This is a genomic window from Aquirufa sp. OSTEICH-129A (assembly GCF_054558355.1).
In genome coordinates this window covers 252,406-272,318 of record NZ_JBPXKC010000004.1, presented here as the reverse complement: position 1 = coordinate 272,318, position 19,913 = coordinate 252,406, and the positions used below count along the sequence as shown (strand labels likewise).

Below are 19,913 nucleotides of genomic sequence, written 5' to 3'. Positions count from 1 at the left end.
CTGGTGAATCAACCTGTTTAATAAAATACGTATGGAAATATTACAAGCCATTGGAGATTGGATCGTAGGATTTTTTGGATTTGATGATTTATGGGAATTTCTACAAGAGAAAACCTTTGCTGATTTTTTAAGCTATGAGGGATTAAAAGTTTTAATAAGACCTTTATTTCCCATCGCCCTAGTACTAGAATTAGTGCGGGGTTTAATTTTCAAAAGCTTTGGTTTGTCAAACTACAAGATTCCCTTTTTTAGTTACCTGCTGAATGCTTTCATTGGAAAATATTTATCCTTGGGGATGACGGTTATATGCATCGGTTTTTTTGAACCCAAGGCATTATTTCAAGTATCATTTACTTGGTATTGGTTTGTTTATGGCTATATCATCTGGGAATTTGCCCATTTTATTTATCATTATTTAGCGCATAAGGTTCGGTTATTTTGGTGTTTACATTCAACGCACCATGCACCAGAAAACATGAATTTAGCGGTTTCTTATGCCCATTTTTTCTTGGAGGGGCCTTATGCTGATATCATTCGGGCTAGTATATGTATTTTGGCAGGACTTCCTCCAGCCATGCTTTTTGCCATCATGTTCATTGACGGAACTTGGGGAGCTTTTATACATATTGGAGATCATTGGATTAAAGATGCTCGCCTAGGCAAATTGGGTAATTTTATGCTCAGTCCTTCGCATCACCGGGTACATCATGCTCGAAATGTACAGTATATGGATACTAATTTTTGTAATTTATTAAACATTTGGGATCGAGTTTTTAAGACCTATCAACCCGAATTAGATGATGTCAAGATAGAGTATGGGATTACCCGAGAGATGAAGCCCAATCATTTTTTAGATGCCTATTTTGGAGAAATTGTCGCCTTGGCTAGGGATGTCTATCATGCGCCAGGACTATGGAATAAGTTGTTATACATTTTTATGCCCCCAGGTTGGAGCCATACGGGTCAGCATAAAACAGCATCAGCTATGAAGAAAGCAGCTGGAATAAGTTAATCCAGAGAGAGACTAAGCCTCTTTGTTCCGTAAAAATAAAGTAGGTAAAGAGACTAAAATATATATCATATTGATGCCAATAATGGCGAATTTAACTCCTGCAAGCTTATTGGTTAAGGAGTAAATCCAAGTGGATGTTAAGCCTCCCAGGGAAATGATCATCCCTATATTCTCTAGGATATCACATAAGAAGGCAAGCAATGCCATATTTCTTAAAAGTAATCCTATTTGCTGGACAAATTTACTCCGATGTCTATGAGCTAATAGCGCTAAAGTAAGCCGAAAAAAATAGGTGTAAACAGGTATGTATAGAAAGTCAAGCGCTAAATTCCATCGAAGAGTTTGGAGGTCCCACTGACTAAGTATCTTTTGAAATAGCTCAGCCGAAGGAGCAAACTCCAAGTGGATAATCCCCATGGGTGTAAAGCTATTTTTTAGGGCAGCTCCTTGCCATTGCATGAGGTAACTAAAGCCAAGCAAAAGGGTAAAGCTAAATACCCATTTTTGATTTAGTTTCATGGTATGATGAGTTTAAAGAACCCATGGAAATACTCCATGGGTTCTTAGATATCCAGGTTATTTCAATGTTTCTCGAATCTCGATATTGGCCTGGCGGATTTTATCTTCAAGTAGCTTGATGACCTTTCTATCATAGGTCATTAAACCATTTACTTCAATTTCTACATCGGTGGTTTGCGTATAAACCGCGGCTGAATAACCGAAAGGGATTAATTTTTTCAATTTTTCTGCCAGGTCAACATACGCTTTCGTGGCCTCTTCGCTTGTTTTATATTGTACATATCCCCAATTCCGATTTGATTCCCACAGGTGTTGGTCTAGGGCTAAACCTATACCACCATATTCTCCTAAGACATTCACCCGCTTGGAATCAAATAAGCCCATTTTAGGATCAGGATAATTATGCATGTCCAGCATGTCACCTACATCATAATGATTTCCTCCACTTGCAGGATTGACTAATCGAGATGGATCGTAGTTTTTTGTCCATTCTACCACCTCTGGTGTTTTAAATTGTCCCCATGCTTCATTAAATGGTACCCAAACCACTACACTTGGATTAGAATAGCTTAGGTCCATAATTTCTTTCCACTCCTTCATGAAGTTTTCTTCAGAGGCTTTTGAACGAATGAATTCCTTATCGTTGAAATAATTTCTGGTTACCCATTTCGGATCCTTATCGCCACTTGGCATATCTTGCCATACTAAAATTCCCTCACGATCACAGTGCGTATACCATCTGGCAGGTTCCACTTTGACGTGCTTGCGAATCATGTTGTAACCTAAATCCTTGGTCTTTTTAATGTCATACAAGAGCGCTTCATCCGTTGGTGCAGTATATAATCCATCTGGCCACCAACCCTGATCCAAGGGACCTAATTGAAATACATTTTTATTATTTAACTGAAGTCGGTGTATCCCATTAGCATCAATTTTCGTGGATATTTTACGCATCCCTACATAACTTTTCAATTTATCCTTAACTAAACCATTGCGTAAAACGGAAACTTCTAAATCATAAAGAAAGGGAGACTCTGGGCTCCATAATTTGGCATCCGGAATGGCCACCAAAACTTCTTGTCCGAGGGCTGCCTTTCCTGAAGAAACTAGTTTACCTTGATCTAAGACTTTTACTTCGATGATATCCGTGGGATTAGCTCCTTCTATTTTGGATTGAACGCTGATATTTCCTCCGTCTATGTTAGGCACCGTTTTTAACTGACTGATAAACGTTGATTCTACTGGCTCTAACCAAACCGTTTGCCATATTCCAGTTACGGGAGTATACCAAATTCCCCTAGGGTTGTTCACTTGCTTACCCCTAGGTTGAAAACCTAAATCACTCGGGTCCCAAACCTTGACCACCACTTTTTGTTCTTTATCTTTTTGCAAAAAGGCGGTAATGTCAAAACTAAATGGAGTATAACCTCCTTGATGGGTCCCTACCTTGATGTCATTGACCCACACATCTGCTTTCCAATCTACTGCACCAAAATGTAAGATGATATTTTTATTTTTCCAGGTGCTTGGAATCATGAATGTGCGATGATACCAAAGTTCTTTTTGATCTCCCACCGTTTTTTGAACCCCGGATAAACTAGACTCTGCAGCAAATGGGACTAAAATTTTGCCCTCAAATTGACTTGGGATATTACTCCCTTTGTTGAGAATGGCATAATCCCATAAGCCATTTAGGTTTTGCCATTGATCACGGACCATTTGTGGTCTTGGATATTCAGGAAGAGTATTATTGGGATCTACTTTATCTGCCCAGGGGCTTTTGATTTTATTTCCTGCAGGTTTCCATGCTTGCGCATTTACGGAGAAGACTTGCATAGCCATCAGGGCTAGAACGAATAGGTTTTTCATGTTAAGGTATAGATTTGAAAAACCTAAGTTATTAAAAAGCTCGTGTACTCGGCTTTTTATAAAAACATATTGATGGAATTAAGCAATTTTTTGTTGTTCTGACCATACTTTAGGTGTACAACCTTCAATTTCTTTAAACGCTTGGAAAAAGCTGTTTTTGGATGTGAAACCAGCTTCTTTCATTAATCCCTCCAAAGAATAGCGCTTTTCCTTATCCTTTAATATAAGTTCTTTTACGTATTCAATGCGGTATTTGTTTTTTATGGTTGGGAATGGAGTATTCAAAATTTTGTTAAAACAAAAGGAGACATGATGCTGGGGAATATTTAGGGTGACCACAATATCTCGGATAGAAAAGCGAGGATTCAAATAGGGTTTCTCATTTTCAATGTACTTCATGATGATATCCGATAATTCAAAAAATGAATCGTCTACCTCTTGTTCCATTTTATCGGAAGTATTTTTTTTCTTTTTAGATTGGATAAGTTCTAGTTCTTCTAAAGTTAATTTTGGTATACCATATAATACCCTTGGAAATAGCAAGATTAGCAAAGGCATGACAAAGGCGAACATGATTAGGATACGGTAATAGGGTAGATATTCATTTAAGTTACTGAAGTCTCTTTCTGGACTAAAAAGAACGATGAAATTAGATGAAAGTAAAATGCTGGCAATAAAAGTATTGAAAGCCACAAAAATGATGAGCCATTGAAAGGTAATGCGTCTTTGAATTTCATAGGAATCGTTGGATTTTGGGTTATGAGTCCATGCTGCATTAATTAATAACATGATCATCATCCAAGCATACAAGACATACAAGAAATTACGAATAAAATCATTGACTAGATTGGAGGTAAGCAAATGAATTTGATTGAGATAAAGCTCTCCTGGTTGGTTGAGAATTTTAATAACCAATGCCATTTTTTCTTGGTACGGTTTTAAAAAATAAGGAATCAGCCCAATCAGCATATAAATACTGGGAAGTAGGTGCCACACATCTTTTTTGGATAGACCTTCTTGGTCAGTTACGGTGTTACGGACATATATATATGCTGCTGGTCCAATCAAAAAAAACAATGGGGAGAAGTGCCCATATAATATGGCTAAAAGCCAGGGTAATTGTTCATCGTAAGTGAACAAATAGTATAATAGACTGATTATACCAATCAAAAAGTAAAATATGGAAAGGAAAATAATGCCTCTATTCTTCTTATAGTTAAAATAAGCGATGATAATCGAAAATAGAAGTGATAGAAAAGGTAAGGTTAAGAACATGGATGCTAGAACTAAACTAACAAAGTAATTCATGGAAAGCCCCTAGAAAGGATTTACAATTTCTTAACCGATTAACTTTAAAATTGTTAATCTGATGGATGCTTTCAACGCCAATTGAATTACTTAATTAGTAATTTTTATAAATTTAGAACGGTATTATCATGTTAAAGTTTTAAGTTAGGTAAGCTTCATCGGAGCTGAATTTGAAAGGCAAATTCCTTTGTCCTAAAATTCAAATTCTATACCTAAATAGTTGGTGGCTACTTAAAAAAGAAAAAATTATTTTTCTAAAATTAAACATTATTTTGTTAAAAAAACTAACTAATTACAGTTTAATCTTCGAAATAATAAGAAAATGCCTAACCATTAACTCCATTTTTACGCCCCTGGGCAGGGCGAGCAATAGTGAATAAATTAGTACTGAATTATTAAATTGTACTAATAACTAAGATTTTATTGAAATTTTTACAAGATTTCTCCTAGTTTTGAAGAATCGATTTAATAATAGAAATCTTTTGATTCTAATATTTTAAAAAGATGACTCGTTTACATGATTCTAATTAGAGTTATTTAAATGAATAGTGAGATTAAAGACAGTATACAATTATAGAACACAGGAATGCAAAAAGCCTATCGTTATTAGCGATAGGCTTTTTTATCCTGTTGTTGTTTTTTTATATGCCTTTACGGTATATTTCTAGTGCCTCTTTGTCATCATACTGAATCATCTTCTTTTCTAATTCTCTTTTCAAATCGGCAATAATTTGCGCATTTTCTTTTTTGCTGTAGATATTGTGCAAATTTTTTGGGTCTTTCTTGATGTCATATAATTCCCAAAAGTCTTTGGGTCCATAAAAACGAACTAAGGTATACTGGGCTGTTCTTAAACCAAAGTGTGGGTAAACATGATGAGGTTGTGGGTATTCGTAATAATGGTAATAGGATTCATTCCTCCAATTTTTCCCTTGACCTTTTAAAACAGGTAAAAAAGATTTTCCTTGAATTTCTGCTGGGACTTTAGTCTGAGCAATATCCAGCAGAGTTGGTGCCCAATCTACATTAGAAACTACTTGGCTCACTTTAGTGCCCGGTTTGATGGCTCCTGGGTAACGAATAACAAATGGGGTCTTTAACGATTCTTCATATATGAAGCGTTTATCAAACCAGCCATGTTCTCCTAAATAAAAGCCTTGGTCCGAAGTATATACCACTACGGTATTTTTAGCCAAACCTGTTTTATCTAGATATTCCAATAATTCACCAATATTTCTATCTAAGGAATTGGCTGTTGAAAGGTAGTCTTTCATGTATCGTTGGTATTTCCATTCTGCCAAGGCTTTACCGCTTAGCTTTTTCTCCTCAAACTCTTTACTTATTTTATTTTCATAATAATCATAGAAAGCCGGTCTTTGCTGAGGAGTAAAACGGTTGAAATTGCCACCATCGCCCACTCCTTCATATTTACCATGGATTTTTAGGTCCTGGCTTAGAATCATGGTTTTATCAATGGTCATGTCTTGATCTGCGGCAGCTAATCTTCCCTCATATTGATCATAAAATGTGTCAGGAATAGGGAATGTTACATGGTCGTATGCCCCTAAATCGGGAATATCAGGTAACCATGAACGGTGAGTAGCTTTGTGTCCAACGACCATGAAAAAGGGTTTGTCGGGATTTCTTTTGTCTAGCCATTCTTTGGAGAGTTGCGTAATGACATTCGTGACATAGCCTTCATGGCGCGTGGTTTTATTTTGACTATCTACAAAATCAGAATTATAGTAACTTCCATGCCCAGGAAGTATATTTAGGTAATCAAAACCATGTGGTAAGGTACCCAAGTGCATTTTTCCCACCCAGGCCGTTTGATATCCATTTTTTTGTAATTCTTCTGGAAAGACGGCTTGCTCAATATCAAATTTCTTTTCATTGAACTTATAGCCATTTTTATGACTGAATTTTCCAGTTAACAAAGTGGCCCTGCTTGGACCACAAATGGAATTGGTAACTACATTATTATATAATATAGCTCCTTCTCTAGCAATTCGATCAATGTTGGGTGTCTTCGCCAATTTACTTCCATATGCACTGATGGCCTGAGAAGTATGATCATCTGAAATAATAAAAATGATGTTTGGCTTTTGTTTAGCTTGTCCCCAACCATAAAAGCTAATAAGTAATAGAATAAGCGTTTTTTTCATAGTAGTTGTTTGGTTCAATGTTTAATGGTATGTTTTTAGGAATAAATTTGAGTTGTTTGCCTTGTTATTTTGCAGCTTTATATAAGGATAATACTGATTTTTTTCATTTAATTTGATTTAGATCCACCTGGTTGAGTGTATCCAAAGAAAATAAAAACTTCAATATGAAAAAAATACTTGTCTTCTGCACTATAAGCTTTTGTCTGGGTATAACCTTTGACAATTTAGCTAAACAGCCCAATAAATATGTGAATAAAAAATCAAATATGGCAAAATTCGCTCCTAAAGATTGGCATTTGGGTGTGGCCCTATATACATTTAACGGATTTTCATTTCCAGAACAATTAGCCAAAGCGGATAGCGCAGGCTTGAAATTTATTGAGGGTTATACTTTTGGAAAAGCGGGGGCTGTCTTGAAAGACTCTGCCGTGATGAATTTATCAAAATCTGGAATCAGACAACTGAAACAGATGATTAAAGCCAAGGGGCTCAAGATGGAATCCATCTATTTAGTTGGAGGCAAAACGATTGACCGCTGGAAGAAGGAATTTGATATAGCCAAAGAGTTGGAAGTTAATTATGTAACGGCCGAACCTCCCGTGCATTTATGGGATGGGGTAGATAGTTTGGCCAATTTATATAAGATTAAGGTCGCCATTCATAATCACTGGAAAGGTACAAGTGTCTATTGGACACCAGACTCTTTATTAATAGCCATGAAAAATCATCCAAATTTTTATGCTTGCCCAGACCTAGGACATTACCCTAAAAGTGGTATAAATCCGGTAGATGCATTAAAAAAATTACAAGGGCGCATTATTGCTATCCATTTAAAGGATATAGCCGAATACAATAATCCAAAATTGAGGGATGTACCTATAGGAACGGGAGTAGTAAATTTTCCTGAAGTCTTTGCTGAGTTAAAGCGCCAAGGTTTTCAAGGGAATATCAATATTGAAAGAGATACCCAAGAGAAGCCAAGTAATCTGCCATCTGTCATTCGATCGGTTCAGTATTACCGAGAACAAATAGGTCAATTGAAATAAGCACTACATTTTCACATACGAATTTTTTGAATGAAATCAGGGCAGCTAATGGTAATTTTCCAACTGATTTCATTCAAATTTCAGCCATAAAATTTAAAATGAAAAGAAGAAAGCTTTTACAATCATTAGCCCTTTCAGCTGGGGCTTTGGTCGCTTTACCAAGCTGGGCGGAAGCTTGGAATAAAGAAAGTATTGCACCCATTTCAGTTTTTAAAAACGAAGAAAAGGAAATGCTTCGACTGATAGTAGGGACATTCATTCCGGAGGGTAAGTCAAAAGGGGGAAATGGAGTAGGTGTAGAGCTTTTTCTCGAAAAACTATTTAGCGATTGTTATACAGTGGAGGATCAAAATAAAATAAAATCAGCGATGAAGGCTTTGTCGCTTCAAGCAGATTTAAACCATCACCTGACTTTTGGAGCATGTAATACCTCTCAACGAGAAGCCTTGCTCATGGACTTAGAGAAATCAGCTGAGCATCTTTGGGCTTATACCACGTTGAGGGCTGAAACCATTCGTGGATATACTAGCTCCGAGTATGTATTAACAGCGCATTATCATTATGTCATGGCACCTGGCTTTTACCATGGGTGCGTAAATGTATAGTTTATGGCCAATTTGAATATAAATAGTGCCAAGAAAAACACCTATGATGTTATTGTCATTGGCTCTGGAGCTAGTGGAGGCTGGGCTGCCAAGGAATTTTGTGAACGGGGCTTAAAGACTTTGGTTTTGGATCGGGGCAGGCAAGTAAAACATGTAGAAGATTATCCTACCGCCTCTAAAGCCCCCTGGGAGTTTGAACATCGTGGGACAGTTACTTTGGCGGACAAACAAGGTTTTTCAGCCAGTGGCTTTATGCGGGAAGAAACCAAACATTGGGCTTTGCCAGATGATGAACAACCTGTGGTGTATGAAAAACCATTTCGATGGACGCGTGGATATCATGTCGGGGGGAAGTCATTATTATGGGCAAGACAAACGCAGCGTTGGTCTGATTTTGATTTTGAAGGTCCTATCCGTGATGGTTTTGCGACGGATTGGCCCATACGATACAAAGATATAGCTGCTTGGTATGACCATGTCGAGACTTTTGCGGGTATAGCGGGTTTTAATGATAATTTGGCGGAGCTACCTAATAGTATAGTTCAGCCTGGATTTGAATTAAATTGTTTAGAACAGCATCTTAAAGAGACATTAAAAAAAGCCTATGGTAATCGCTGGGTGATAGCCGGTCGATGTGCTCACTTGACGGATCCTCAGGAAATTCATTTTAAACAAGGTCGGGGTAGGTGTTTAAGTCAGCGTCAATGTAATAGAGGATGTAATTATGGGGCATATTTTAGTAGTAATTCTTCCACCTTACCTTGGGCTGCCAAAACAGGAAATTTGACTTTAAGACCTCATTCGGTGGTACATTCTGTTATTTACGATGAGAAAAAGCAAAAGGCCATTGGTGTTCAGGTCATTGATGCCATCAGTCATGAAATGATTCCTTTTTATGCCAAGGTGATTTTTGTGAATGGGTCTACCATCAATACCAATGCCGTACTTTTGAATTCAATATCTAGTCGGTTTCCCCAGGGTTTGGGAAATGACTCAGGACTTTTGGGGAAATACATAGCTTGGCATAATTACCGCGGATCGGCAAATGCCAGTTATGATGGGTTTAAAGATAAAAAGACAGCGGGAGGAAACCCAAGCAATGCCTATATCCCGCGATTTAGAAATGTATTAAGGCAAGAGACCGATTTTTTACGGGGCTATGCCGTGGGAGTAGGAGGAGGACGAGGTGAATATTCAAAACAAGATGGAATTGGAGATACGCTGCGAGAAAACTTATTGAATCGTCAATTGGGCCAATGGAATATCTCCGCTTGGATGATGGGAGAAACAGTGCCTACGGAACAAAATCACATTAGGTTACATGCCGATTTGAAAGATAAATATGGCATACCGCAAATTGTGTTCTCTTGTGACTGGACAGAAAATGATGTCAAAATGGTCAAAGATTTTAGAGAGCAAATGCAGGAAATGTTTGAAAAAGCAGGATTTCAGCAAATTAGAACAGCTGATTCAAAATCTGCTCCAGGTGCTGATATCCATGAAATGGGCGGTGTTCGAATGGGGAAAAATCCTAAGGATTCCCTGTTAAATGAATGGAATCAATTACATGCTTGTAAAAATGTATTTGTCACCGATGGAGCCTGTATGACATCCACAGGGACACAAAATCCTACCTTAACTTTCATGGCTTTAACCGCACGCGCGGCTAATCATGCAGTGAACGAATTGAAAAAAAAGAACTTATAAAACAAAATACACATGAAAAAGAATCGATTAATGATTGCCCTATTGGGAATTTGTCTTAGCTGGGGTGCTTATGCCCAAAAAGTGTACACCTATCCATTAGGGGTACAAGCTTATACTTTTAGAAAACAATTTCCTCAAGATCCACTCAAAACCTTGGATATTATCAAAGGAATGGGTTTTACGGAGTTGGAAGGTGGAGGCGCTAAAGGTATGACTTTACAGGAATTTAAACAGCAATGTGATGCTAGGGGTATTTCTATTCCCTCTACTGGAGCAGATTTTGGAGAGTTAGAAAAAGACCCCATGGCTGTAGTTCAAAAGGCAAAAGTCTTGGGAGCTAAATTTGTCATGTGTGCATGGATTCCTCATAAAGGAAACGATTTTACTTTAGAAGACGCTCAGAAAGCAGTAAACGTATTTAATAAAGCGGGTAAGGTTTTGAAAGAAAATGGGATTACGCTTTGCTACCATGACCATGGATACGAGTTTCATGCATTTGAAAAAGGCACCTTATTAGACTACATTATTCAAAAGACTGATCCAGCTTATGTTTCTTTTGAAATGGATGTATTATGGACATTGCATGGAGGGGGCGAAAAAATGCCAGTGAAGCTTTTGAAAAAATACCCAGGTCGTTGGAAATTAATGCACGTGAAAGATTTACGCAAGGGGGTAGTTGGTGATTTAACGGGTCATACTCCAGCCATCAATGACGTTCCCGTAGGAACGGGCCAGGGAAATTGGAAAAAGATTATCCAATTAGGTAAAAAAGCGGGTGTGGAACATTGCTTTATTGAAGATGAGAGCGATAATGAAATGGTCAATGTACCTTTAAGTATAAGTTATCTTAAATCATTGTAGGAAAAAGCCCCGAATTCGGGGCTTTTTTATTAAAAATCTTTTTCTCCGTAATCTGTTTTGGTCGATTTCGTTTTTTGTCCTCGATCATTGATTCGGAAACCAAAACTCAACTGAATCACTCGGTCCCATTTGCGATAATCTGTACTAGAGAAAAAATCAGGTGTTTGAGTGACAATGGTTTGAATGTTGGTATTAAAAACATTGAGGCATTGTAAATTCAAATTTGCCCGATTTTCCCAAAGCGCATATTTTATGCTAACATTGGAAAGCAATAAATCAGAGTCGTAACCTTGTGTAGTCACGGATCTAGATAAATAGTTGAAATCCCAAACAAAACGTAATTTAGGACTGATGTCTAGGCTAGTATTACCGTTTAAATTGTAATTAAAGCTGCTTTGCTGGGTTTCTATTCCTCTAAAATTTCCTTGAACATCAAACTGATATAGATTTCCTGATAAGTATACTCTCCAAATTTTACTAGGTCTTATTTCCGTTAAAAATTCCACTCCTGTGGATTGAGAACTTCCCGCATTGGTATAGGTTCTTCCTAATATTGTCCGACTGTAAATTTCATTCACTCGAAAGACTTTATCTTGAAGAAAATTGACATAGGCAGTTGCGGTAAAGGAGATATTTTGGAAGCCTTTACTTATGCCTAATTCGAAAACATTGGCTATTTCTGGTAATAAATTAGGGTCTCCTGTTTCAATCGTTTCAGCATGGCGATGGTTTTTAAAAGGCGACATTAATTTGCTCGAAGGGCGTTCAATTCTTCTACTATATGCCATGCGAAGGGTTTTTTCTCCTTCTAATTTCCAGATTCCTTGTAAAGAGGGGAATAGGTATATTTGATTTAGGGTGTAGGTTTTACCTGGTTCTCCGGCATGAGTAAGATTACGGTCCATCCATTCTGACCTTAATCCCAAGGCATATGAAAACTTCTGACGACTTCCGTTTAATTGAACATATGGTGCATGTATACTTTGCGCCAATTCCATCTTATCTGTGTAATTAGGATCAGAGTACCAGCTATTGGTTCCTGCAGCAAAACGTTCAAATAGAAAATCTCCTTGATGATTAACATATCTAAAGTGATAACCAAATTCAAGTTTATTCTTGGCTGGCAGCGGTAGGCTATAATCTAATTGGAACCTCCATGCACTCAAAGGACTAGTTTCGGTAGACCTTTCCCATAATAAGAGCTTGTTGCTGCCCTCATAGGTATCATAATTATTTAGAGGTCCACCTAATTTTGAATATTCATATAAACCCAGTAGGCTTAACTTAGCTTGATTAGCATAGGTGTGAGAATAATCGACGTTATAAGTTTGAAATTTACCCGATCTAATAAATAAATTTTGGTTGAAAAATTGCCTATATGGGTTTATAGTAGACTGGAAAGAGGAAAAAAGGTCACCCCTTGATTGTGTTTGAATAAAGTCCTGGTAGTGAAGGTTCGCGGTTCGGTCGGTTTGTTTTTCTCCTACATAGGCAGACCAATTCCAAAGGTCATTGGTACTTGCCTGCCAGGTACCACCTGCTCGGATGGAATATTGAAAATCCATATAATTTCTGACGCCTTCGGAAGGCATGTAGCTAAGCGTATCCAGGAATTTTGTACGAATTTCTCCCACTCGAAAGCCATCAATATCGTACCTTCTATAATCTGCTGCAGCAAATACACTCCATTTTTTGTCGGTAAAACTCCATTGCAGATCACTACTAAATCGTAAAGGTAGCGTACCCCCATTCATGATGTTTCCAGACCATGCGCTTCCAATTCTCGTATTTTTTTTGGTAATGATGTTTATCATCCCCGCTTTACCGTCGGCATCGTATTTAGCCGAAGGGCTTGTGATTAGTTCAATACTTTCAATCAAATTAGCGGGTATTTGGGCTAAAATATCAGCGGGAGTCCGAGTAGACGGTTTTCCGTCAATTAATAATATAAAACCTGTACTCCCTCTCAAGGAAATTTCTCCCTCCGTATTGACTGTTACTGCGGGGAGTCTTTGCATTAAATCTAAACCTGTCCCGTTGGCAGCATTTTGAAATTGCTTGGTCTGAAAGGTCTGTTTATCTATTTGAAGAGCAGAAACCGCTTTTTCTCCCTTGACAATAATTTCACTAAGTGTTTGATTTTCTGCTTCAAGAGTAATCTCATTTGACTTAATAGAAAAGAATTCAGCTAAACTAATGATTCGAGTTTTATAGGAAAGAGCTTGAAATTTTATGAAAGCTAGATTGGAGGGGAGTTCTTTAAAAGTAAAATTTCCTAATGTATCACTTAATGTTCCTTTCCAAACTGTGGAGTCTTTTTTCCAAAGGCTGACGTTGGCGAATTCAATATTTCGTCGACTTTGTTTGTCGACCAATTTACCTGATAACACCTTACCTTGACCAAAAGCTAAAGAGAGGGTGGTAATCGTTAATAGAATAACTAAAAAATGTTTTTTCATGAACAGGTAAGAGGAAATGAAATTAAATTACTTACAAGGTAGCATTTCTTACTTCTTATAGTATCCTTACTTGGATGTTTTGAGTATGAGGTAGCCCATATCTTTTATTTTAATATGCTTGCCACATCTGATTTATCGTGTAAATTCGTTTGGTATAGCATAAAACAGAAAACAGATGAAATGGACAAATGAGTTTGATTTTTTAAAAGGACCACGAGCACGTTGGAAAGAGTTAATTTTCTCCATTGAAGTACTTTTTCAATACATCAAAGGATTTAGAAATCTCCACTTTATAGGACCCTGTATTACCATTTTTGGCTCAGCTCGATTTGACGCCAATCATTCTTATTATCAAACTACCGAAAAGTTGGCTGAAGAACTATCCAAACTTGGTTTTGCCATCATGACAGGCGGAGGGCCAGGTATTATGGAAGCGGCAAATAAAGGGGCTATGCAAGCTGGAGGAGTATCACTTGGCTGTAATATTGAATTACCCTTTGAGCAAATGGCTAATCCCTATTTAGATAAATTTGTTACCATTCGATATTTCTCAGTAAGAAAGGAATTGTTAAGGAAATATTCTTCGGGTTTTGTGGTTATGCCTGGAGGATTAGGCACCTTGGATGAATTTTTCGAAGTAATAACCCTTATTCAGACCGGAAAAATCAATCACTTTCCTGTTGTGGTCATGGGATTAGAATACCATGAAAAATTGATGGCCTATTTCGAATCCTTGATTCATGAGCAAACCGTAAGTCCCAATGACTTTGATTATATCTTATTTACGGATGATATTTCCTTGGCCATCAATCATATTCAAACCAAATCGGAGAAACGTATCCCTCCTCGGAAAAATCCAAATCAACCTTTATGGATTTTGGGGGAAAAGAGAATTTACAAAAAGCGATAATAGGTTTTGCTCAAGGGTATTTTTGTGAGGTATTGTCTATTTAAGGGCCATTAATATAAAGTCATACCTGACGAAGGTCATAGTTATTTGGTTTCTTAGGCTTGAACTTTGCGACAAATCAAATTAGATTATGTCTAAAAAGCTCGCACATTCATTTCATATCCCTGTTATGGGATTAGGCTTTACCATTGATACTCCAGTAAAAGTGGCTCATTTAGGAATTTCCTCGGTTATATCCATTATGGATGACCACCTGGTGGAGGAAATGAGGGAAGTTCATGCTAAAGCGAATAATCGACCTTTTCAAACTATTTTAAAAACAGAAAACGATTACCGAGCTAAGCGCATACAAGCGTATTTGAATTTGGTCAATGAATTAGTGAATGAAAAGATGGAGGCTATGCGTCATCAATCATTCGAGGAAGGAACAGACTTACATCGGTATTTTGAGTTATTACCAGAGTCCTCAGCCTTAAAACAGGTATATCAAAGCTGGTTAATCTCGAAAGAGGAGGCATTGGAAAATTATTTGAGAGAAAGCATCATTCCAGGTTCCATTGACGTGAACATCATGTCTAAGGTAAATAAAACCAATTATTCCAAAGATGGTGAAGCTCTTGAAAAAGAATTTTCAGATGCCTTATCTGCCTTACGAGGATATGCCTTGAGTGACTTGAAATCTTCCGTCATATTTTCAGCAGGATATAATCCATTGTTATACAGCTACATCGACCAGTTTGCAGATTTTTTCCCAAATGAAAAAGGGGGACTAAAGAAGCAAATTATTTTAAAAGTGAGTGATTTTAGGAGTGCCTTGACTCAGGGTAAATTATTAGCCAAAAAGGGACTTTGGATTTCTGAGTTCCGTATTGAATCAGGCTTGAATTGTGGAGGCCATGCTTTTGCGACGGATGGATTATTATTAGGGCCCATTTTAGAAGAATTTAAGCAAAGTCGTGCGGACATGAAAAAGGAGCTTTTTGATATGTGCCAAAAAGTCTTGGTGGAAAAAGGACTCACGCATTTTTCGGATATACCCGAGATGCGTATCACCGTGCAAGGGGGAATAGGTACAAGCGAAGAAAATGAATTTTTACTTGATCATTATGAAACCCAGGGGACAGGTTGGGGAAGTCCTTTTTTGTTGGTACCTGAAGCAACGAATGTAGATGAAGCTACTTTACAAGCCTTGGCTACAGCTGAAGAGTCCGATTATTACATGAGCCACGCCTCTCCTCTAGGTGTTCCTTTTAACAATTTTAGAAAGAGTAGTTCTGAAAAACAGCGGTTAGAAAGAATAGAAAAGGGTAGGCCGGGTAGTCCATGTAATTTGGAGTATTTGTCTACGAATACCGAATTCACGGAAAAGCCCATTTGTACTGCTTCAAGGCAGTACCAGCATGCCAAAATTAAGGAGTTGGAAGCTCAAAATTTACCAAGTCAAGAATTGAAAAAACAAGTGGATAAGATTACCGAAAAAGCTTGTCTATGTACCGGTTTGGGGACTTCTGCATTAAAAAACTATGGCATCAAACCAAAGCATCATTTACATGCTATCGCAATTTGTCCTGGGCCCAATTTGGCCTATTTTTCAGGAGTATATTCCTTGAAAGAAATGGTAGATCATATCTATGGTCGAATCAATATCCTGAATACCCAGGAACGGCCTAACTTATTTGTGAAGGAATTAGGACTTTATGTTGACTACCTTAAAAACGAACTCGCTGAAAGTATGGAAAATATGAATGTAAAGCAGGAGCGCTATTTGAAAACATTCAAGCAAAATTTACTCGCTGGGGTAGAATATTATAAGTCCTTGCAGATTCCTAACTGGAAGGATATGTTGCCAGATCTAAAGAAAATGGAGGAACATATTGAAGGCCTGATTATCCCAAGTTTAGAAAGGAATTTAGTTTAAGGACAAATTTCAATATAGAGTTTTTTGTTGGGCGTTGGGCTGTAAGCTAAGCATTGAGCGCAGGTGGCTTCTTTTGGGGGACTCATTATTTTAAAGGTGAAAATTTCTCCCTCTTTGATGCGCGCTGTAACGCTACAGGGGTTTGCCAAAGCAAAAACATGTTGATATGATTTACCCGTTTCGGGGTTTTTCCAATTGACCTCTACCTTTGAGGTATCAATGTCCTTATTTATGGCCTCAATCACATAATTCATGCAGATGCCCTGTAAAACAAATTTGCCTTGGTAGCAGGTTGGACTAATTTTCTCAGCACTTTTGCACTGTACAAGAAGTGGCAATAAGAGTAATATTCCGTACTTTTTCATCGTTTTTTAGACTACAATCCATACGTTGGAAGAAATAATTTATTGTCCTTTGATAGAAAAATTGTTTTCCAATGGGGGTATTGTTGAGTTCGGAGTTTGATCTATAAAAAACTAATTAAACCAAAATTGGGATGGATAGGAATAGAAAAGTACACCTGGTTTTAGGAAGTGGAGGAGCCAGAGGCTTTGCCCACATGGGGGTTATTGATGTTTTAGAGGAGCAGGGATATGAAATTATCAGTGTGACAGGCTGTTCCATGGGAGCAGTAGTTGGTGGAATATATGCAGCGGGTTTCCATGAAGCCTATAAAAGCTGGGCACTGGAACTGACCAAAGCAAAGGTGTTTAGTCTCTTGGACTTTACTTTGGGTAAACACGGATTTGTGAAAGGTGAGCGTATTTTTGAAGTATTGTCTCAATTCATTAATGTACCCCAAATTGAAGATTTTAAGATTCCATTTACGGCAGTAGCGGCTGATATGAATACCAAGAAAGAAGTATGGTTTCAATCGGGGGATTTATACCGGGCATTAAGGGCCTCGATTGCAATACCTGGCATTTTTACTCCTGTGATCGATGGAGAGCATGTTTTAGTAGATGGAGGAGTACTCAATCCTTTGCCCTTAAACGTTGTAAAAAAGCAAGAGGGAGAACTGCTTATCGCCGTGGATTTAAATGGAGATTCGCCGTTTTTTGTATTACCTGAAAAAAATGATTCAGAGGATTCAGAACTTTTAAAAGGCATAAAAGATTGGTTAGGAAAATATTGGGTGAATGCAGCTCCCCAAGATTTATCTGCCCTGGCAAGTACTAAATCCCTGAGTGATATTTTGTTTTATTCTTATGAAATGACCCAAGATAAAGTGACGGAAATGATGTTGGATAAATATCCCCCAGATATCTTAATTGAAATTCCTAAATCAACTTCTTCTATATTTGATTTTGATCGAGCTAAAGATTTAATTGCCTATGGGCGAAAGGCCTGCGAGGAAGCTTTGATAAAGAAAACGATTTAAAGAAGTAAATATGAAAAATAGCGGCTTATTTCTACTTTTTGGCCTGTTTTTAACCATGAGTTCTTCCTGTAAACGAGAAGAGCTCCCCAAGGCCACTTGCTTAAAAGGCAGATTAGCGTTGAAAGGAGTTTGTATGAACTATGTCATTGAAGTGATAGAAGGCCAGGTAGATAGTAGTAAAGTGGAATTGGCTTGGCAGAATCCCATGACAAATAAAGTGTATACCAAGGCTTTTGCCCTTAAAAGTATCTGTTCTTTTCCAGAAAATCTGAAGGAAGGAGATGAGTTTTATTTTAGTATTTCGGCTTTACCGGAGGATAAGATGTGTGCCCAATGTAAGGCTTATAGCCCTGTTCCTAAAAAAGGACTATCGATTGAAATTTGTGATTAATGGAGGGCATCATTATTCAGGGCAGGCTACAAGGTAACCCAAGGCTTGAATAATTTCTGTGCGCAATAGACCACTACCTCCTCCAAAATGCTCCAAGCATTTTACTTTTGGATGAATTTTTGAGACGATATTTTTAATATCCATCTCTTGTGTTGTCGACAAACCACTACTCAATATTATTAGCTCCATAGTGGATGAGGATAGGCATAAGCTTTCTATTTCCTCTAGATTACAAGTACCCTGAGCGGAAAGCTCAGGATACTTATTCACTAGTCTGATAAGCAATTCTACGATTGCTTCGTTTTTACCAACAACTAAAACATTTACTTTTTTCATGTTTTGGTTTTGGGGTTTTGTGATTAGGCTTTTACTAATTGGATTTCTCCAGCAATCTTGATTTCTTCACTTACCAAAACACCACCTGTTTCTAAAGCGGCATTCCAGTTTAATCCGAAATCCGTACGGTTGATTTTTGTATTAATGGTAAATCCTGCTTTTAAATGTCCCCATGGATCTTTAGCTACGCCACCAAATTCTACATGAATTTTGACCGGTTTAGTTACATCCTTAATGGTTAAATTACCCAATAGGTTAAATTCGTCACTGCTTGACTTTTCTATTCCTGTGGAGCTAAAGCTAATGTTTTCAAATTTATCAGCTTCAAAGAAATCTGCACTTGCCAAGTGGGCGTCACGCTGTTCGTTTCCTGTTGAAATACTAGCGGCCTTTGCGGTAAAGCTAATTTTTGCATCAGAAAAAGTCTCATCAGCGCTTTCTGCAATTACATTAAAATCGGTAAAACCACCGGTCACGTTAGTGATCATTAAGTGCTTTACTTTAAATTGAATTTCGGAGTGTGTCGGGTCTAATGCCCAATTTAAATTTGCCATGTTGTTTGTTAGTTTGATTAAGGTTACGTTAAATATTCATGGGAACTTCCATGAGTAGAATTTTTGAATTATCAGTTTGAGCTTTTAAATCAAAGCTATCTAGATCCCATAAGCCTAGACCATCTCGACGGTTTACATCATATCCTTCGATTTGGAAATTACCTTCTAAGACAAAAGCGTAAACGCCATTTCCCGGTTTTTTTATCCGATAATGACTTGTTTTTCCTGCTTCAAAATGCCCCAAATGAAACCAAGCATCTTGATGTATCCAAACGCCTTCGTCCTCTGGGTTGGGTGATAGAATTTGTTGAAGTTGATTTAAGCTATCCTTATTTTGAAGGGTAAGTTGGTCATATCGTGGTGTCACATTTTTCTTATTCGGAAAGACCCAAATTTGCAGGAATTTGACGGCTTGTTCTTTATGGTGATTGTACTCGCTATGGTAAATACCCGTACCTGCACTCATCACCTGAATATCTCCTTGGCGTATGACCGCTAGGTTTCCCATACTATCCTTGTGTTCTAAATCTCCTTCTAAGGGGATACTGATGATTTCCATGTTGTCATGGGGATGTTGTCCAAAACCCATTCCCCCTTTTACAGAATCATCATTCAATACCCTAAGTGCTCCGAAATGAATTCTTTCCGGATCGTAATAATTGGCGAAACTAAAAGTATGAGCGCTAACCAACCATCCGTGGTTGGCTTGGCCTCTGGATTCAGCTTTGTGAAAGATGCTCTTTTTCATATTGTTTTGAATTAGCGATACAAAGATCTGAACTAATAAAAGCGAAAAAGATAATCTAGATTAAGAAAGTAAAAAGGCTTTAAAGAAAAAACAAAGCCCATTCAAATGAACGGGCTTTGTGTAT

18 protein-coding genes are annotated in these 19,913 nt (G+C 37.6%); 9 read left to right on the top strand and 9 right to left on the bottom strand.

The genetic code is table 11. The annotated features are described in order from the left end of the window. Nucleotides 1-31 precede the first annotated feature (31 nt). Entirely contained in the window at nt 32-1,012 is a 981-nt protein-coding gene (locus SKC36_RS09740) for a sterol desaturase family protein (RefSeq protein ID WP_459465739.1), read from the top strand. A 12-nt stretch (nt 1,013-1,024) separates the two neighbouring features. On the opposite strand, the gene SKC36_RS09735 is transcribed toward SKC36_RS09740, so the two are convergent. From SKC36_RS09735 to SKC36_RS09720, 4 genes are all read right to left on the bottom strand, one after another. Then, nucleotides 1,025-1,531 (bottom strand): hypothetical protein, encoded by a 507-nt coding sequence (locus tag SKC36_RS09735; protein ID WP_459465738.1) that lies wholly within the window; start codon nt 1,529-1,531, stop codon nt 1,025-1,027. 57 nt (nt 1,532-1,588) lie between these two features. Further along, on the bottom strand, nt 1,589-3,400 hold the full coding sequence (locus SKC36_RS09730; protein WP_459465737.1) for a glycoside hydrolase family 2 protein: 1,812 nt from the start codon (nt 3,398-3,400) through the stop codon (nt 1,589-1,591). 78 nt (nt 3,401-3,478) lie between these two features. Then, nucleotides 3,479-4,708 (bottom strand): AraC family transcriptional regulator, encoded by a 1,230-nt coding sequence (locus tag SKC36_RS09725; protein ID WP_459465736.1) that lies wholly within the window; start codon nt 4,706-4,708, stop codon nt 3,479-3,481. A 641-nt stretch (nt 4,709-5,349) separates the two neighbouring features. Then, the gene (locus SKC36_RS09720; RefSeq protein ID WP_459465735.1) at nt 5,350-6,873 is read right to left on the bottom strand and encodes a sulfatase family protein; all 1,524 of its coding nucleotides are present in this window, start codon (nt 6,871-6,873) and stop codon (nt 5,350-5,352) included. Between the two features lie 266 nt (nt 6,874-7,139). On the opposite strand from SKC36_RS09720, the gene SKC36_RS09715 reads away from it, so the two are divergent. The 4 genes from SKC36_RS09715 to SKC36_RS09700 all read left to right on the top strand — a co-directional run bounded on the left by SKC36_RS09715 (nt 7,140) and on the right by SKC36_RS09700 (nt 11,092). After that, nucleotides 7,140-7,919, top strand: coding sequence for a sugar phosphate isomerase/epimerase family protein (locus SKC36_RS09715; RefSeq protein ID WP_459465734.1), 780 nt, complete (start codon nt 7,140-7,142; stop codon nt 7,917-7,919). A gap of 98 nt (nt 7,920-8,017) precedes the next feature. Further along, the gene (locus SKC36_RS09710) at nt 8,018-8,524 is read left to right on the top strand and encodes a gluconate 2-dehydrogenase subunit 3 family protein (protein WP_459465733.1); all 507 of its coding nucleotides are present in this window, start codon (nt 8,018-8,020) and stop codon (nt 8,522-8,524) included. Nucleotides 8,525-8,527: 3 nt separating this feature from the next. Next, entirely contained in the window at nt 8,528-10,231 is a 1,704-nt protein-coding gene (locus SKC36_RS09705) for a GMC oxidoreductase (RefSeq protein WP_459465732.1), read from the top strand. Nucleotides 10,232-10,243: 12 nt separating this feature from the next. Further along, nucleotides 10,244-11,092 carry a sugar phosphate isomerase/epimerase family protein gene (locus SKC36_RS09700; protein WP_459453789.1) on the top strand — a complete coding sequence of 283 codons (849 nt, stop codon included), beginning with the start codon at nt 10,244-10,246 and terminating at the stop codon, nt 11,090-11,092. Between the two features lie 29 nt (nt 11,093-11,121). On the opposite strand, the gene SKC36_RS09695 is transcribed toward SKC36_RS09700, so the two are convergent. After that, nucleotides 11,122-13,551, bottom strand: a complete 2,430-nt coding sequence (locus SKC36_RS09695; RefSeq protein ID WP_459453790.1) for a TonB-dependent receptor — start codon at nt 13,549-13,551, stop codon at nt 11,122-11,124. Nucleotides 13,552-13,726: 175 nt separating this feature from the next. Between SKC36_RS09695 and SKC36_RS09690 the strand changes: the two genes are divergently transcribed. Both SKC36_RS09690 and SKC36_RS09685 read left to right on the top strand, forming a co-directional pair. Next, nucleotides 13,727-14,461 carry an LOG family protein gene (locus tag SKC36_RS09690; RefSeq protein ID WP_459453791.1) on the top strand — a complete coding sequence of 245 codons (735 nt, stop codon included), beginning with the start codon at nt 13,727-13,729 and terminating at the stop codon, nt 14,459-14,461. 130 nt (nt 14,462-14,591) lie between these two features. After that, nucleotides 14,592-16,379 (top strand): hypothetical protein, encoded by a 1,788-nt coding sequence (locus SKC36_RS09685; protein ID WP_459453792.1) that lies wholly within the window; start codon nt 14,592-14,594, stop codon nt 16,377-16,379. Here SKC36_RS09685 and SKC36_RS09680 read toward each other — a convergent pair. Next, entirely contained in the window at nt 16,376-16,744 is a 369-nt protein-coding gene (locus SKC36_RS09680; protein WP_459453793.1) for a hypothetical protein, read from the bottom strand. The genes SKC36_RS09685 and SKC36_RS09680 overlap by 4 nt on opposite strands. 131 nt (nt 16,745-16,875) lie before the next feature. Here SKC36_RS09680 and SKC36_RS09675 point away from each other — a divergent pair, with 131 nt between their 5' ends. Together SKC36_RS09675 and SKC36_RS09670 are read left to right on the top strand one after the other, a co-directional pair. After that, on the top strand, nt 16,876-17,760 hold the full coding sequence (locus SKC36_RS09675) for a patatin-like phospholipase family protein (protein ID WP_459453794.1): 885 nt from the start codon (nt 16,876-16,878) through the stop codon (nt 17,758-17,760). 10 nt (nt 17,761-17,770) lie between these two features. After that, complete coding sequence (locus SKC36_RS09670; protein WP_459453795.1) at nt 17,771-18,151, top strand: hypothetical protein; 381 nt, start codon at nt 17,771-17,773, stop codon at nt 18,149-18,151. A 12-nt stretch (nt 18,152-18,163) separates the two neighbouring features. Here the strand turns inward: SKC36_RS09670 and SKC36_RS09665 are convergent, their stop codons facing one another. Genes SKC36_RS09665 through SKC36_RS09655 form a run of 3 tightly spaced genes read right to left on the bottom strand, consistent with a single transcriptional unit; the run spans nt 18,164 to nt 19,789 of the window. Then, on the bottom strand, nt 18,164-18,487 hold the full coding sequence (locus SKC36_RS09665) for a hypothetical protein (RefSeq protein ID WP_459453796.1): 324 nt from the start codon (nt 18,485-18,487) through the stop codon (nt 18,164-18,166). A 23-nt stretch (nt 18,488-18,510) separates the two neighbouring features. After that, entirely contained in the window at nt 18,511-19,041 is a 531-nt protein-coding gene (locus SKC36_RS09660) for a YceI family protein (RefSeq protein WP_459465731.1), read from the bottom strand. Nucleotides 19,042-19,069: 28 nt separating this feature from the next. Continuing rightward, the gene (locus tag SKC36_RS09655) at nt 19,070-19,789 is read right to left on the bottom strand and encodes a pirin family protein (RefSeq protein ID WP_459465730.1); all 720 of its coding nucleotides are present in this window, start codon (nt 19,787-19,789) and stop codon (nt 19,070-19,072) included. Nucleotides 19,790-19,913: the final 124 nt, after the last annotated feature.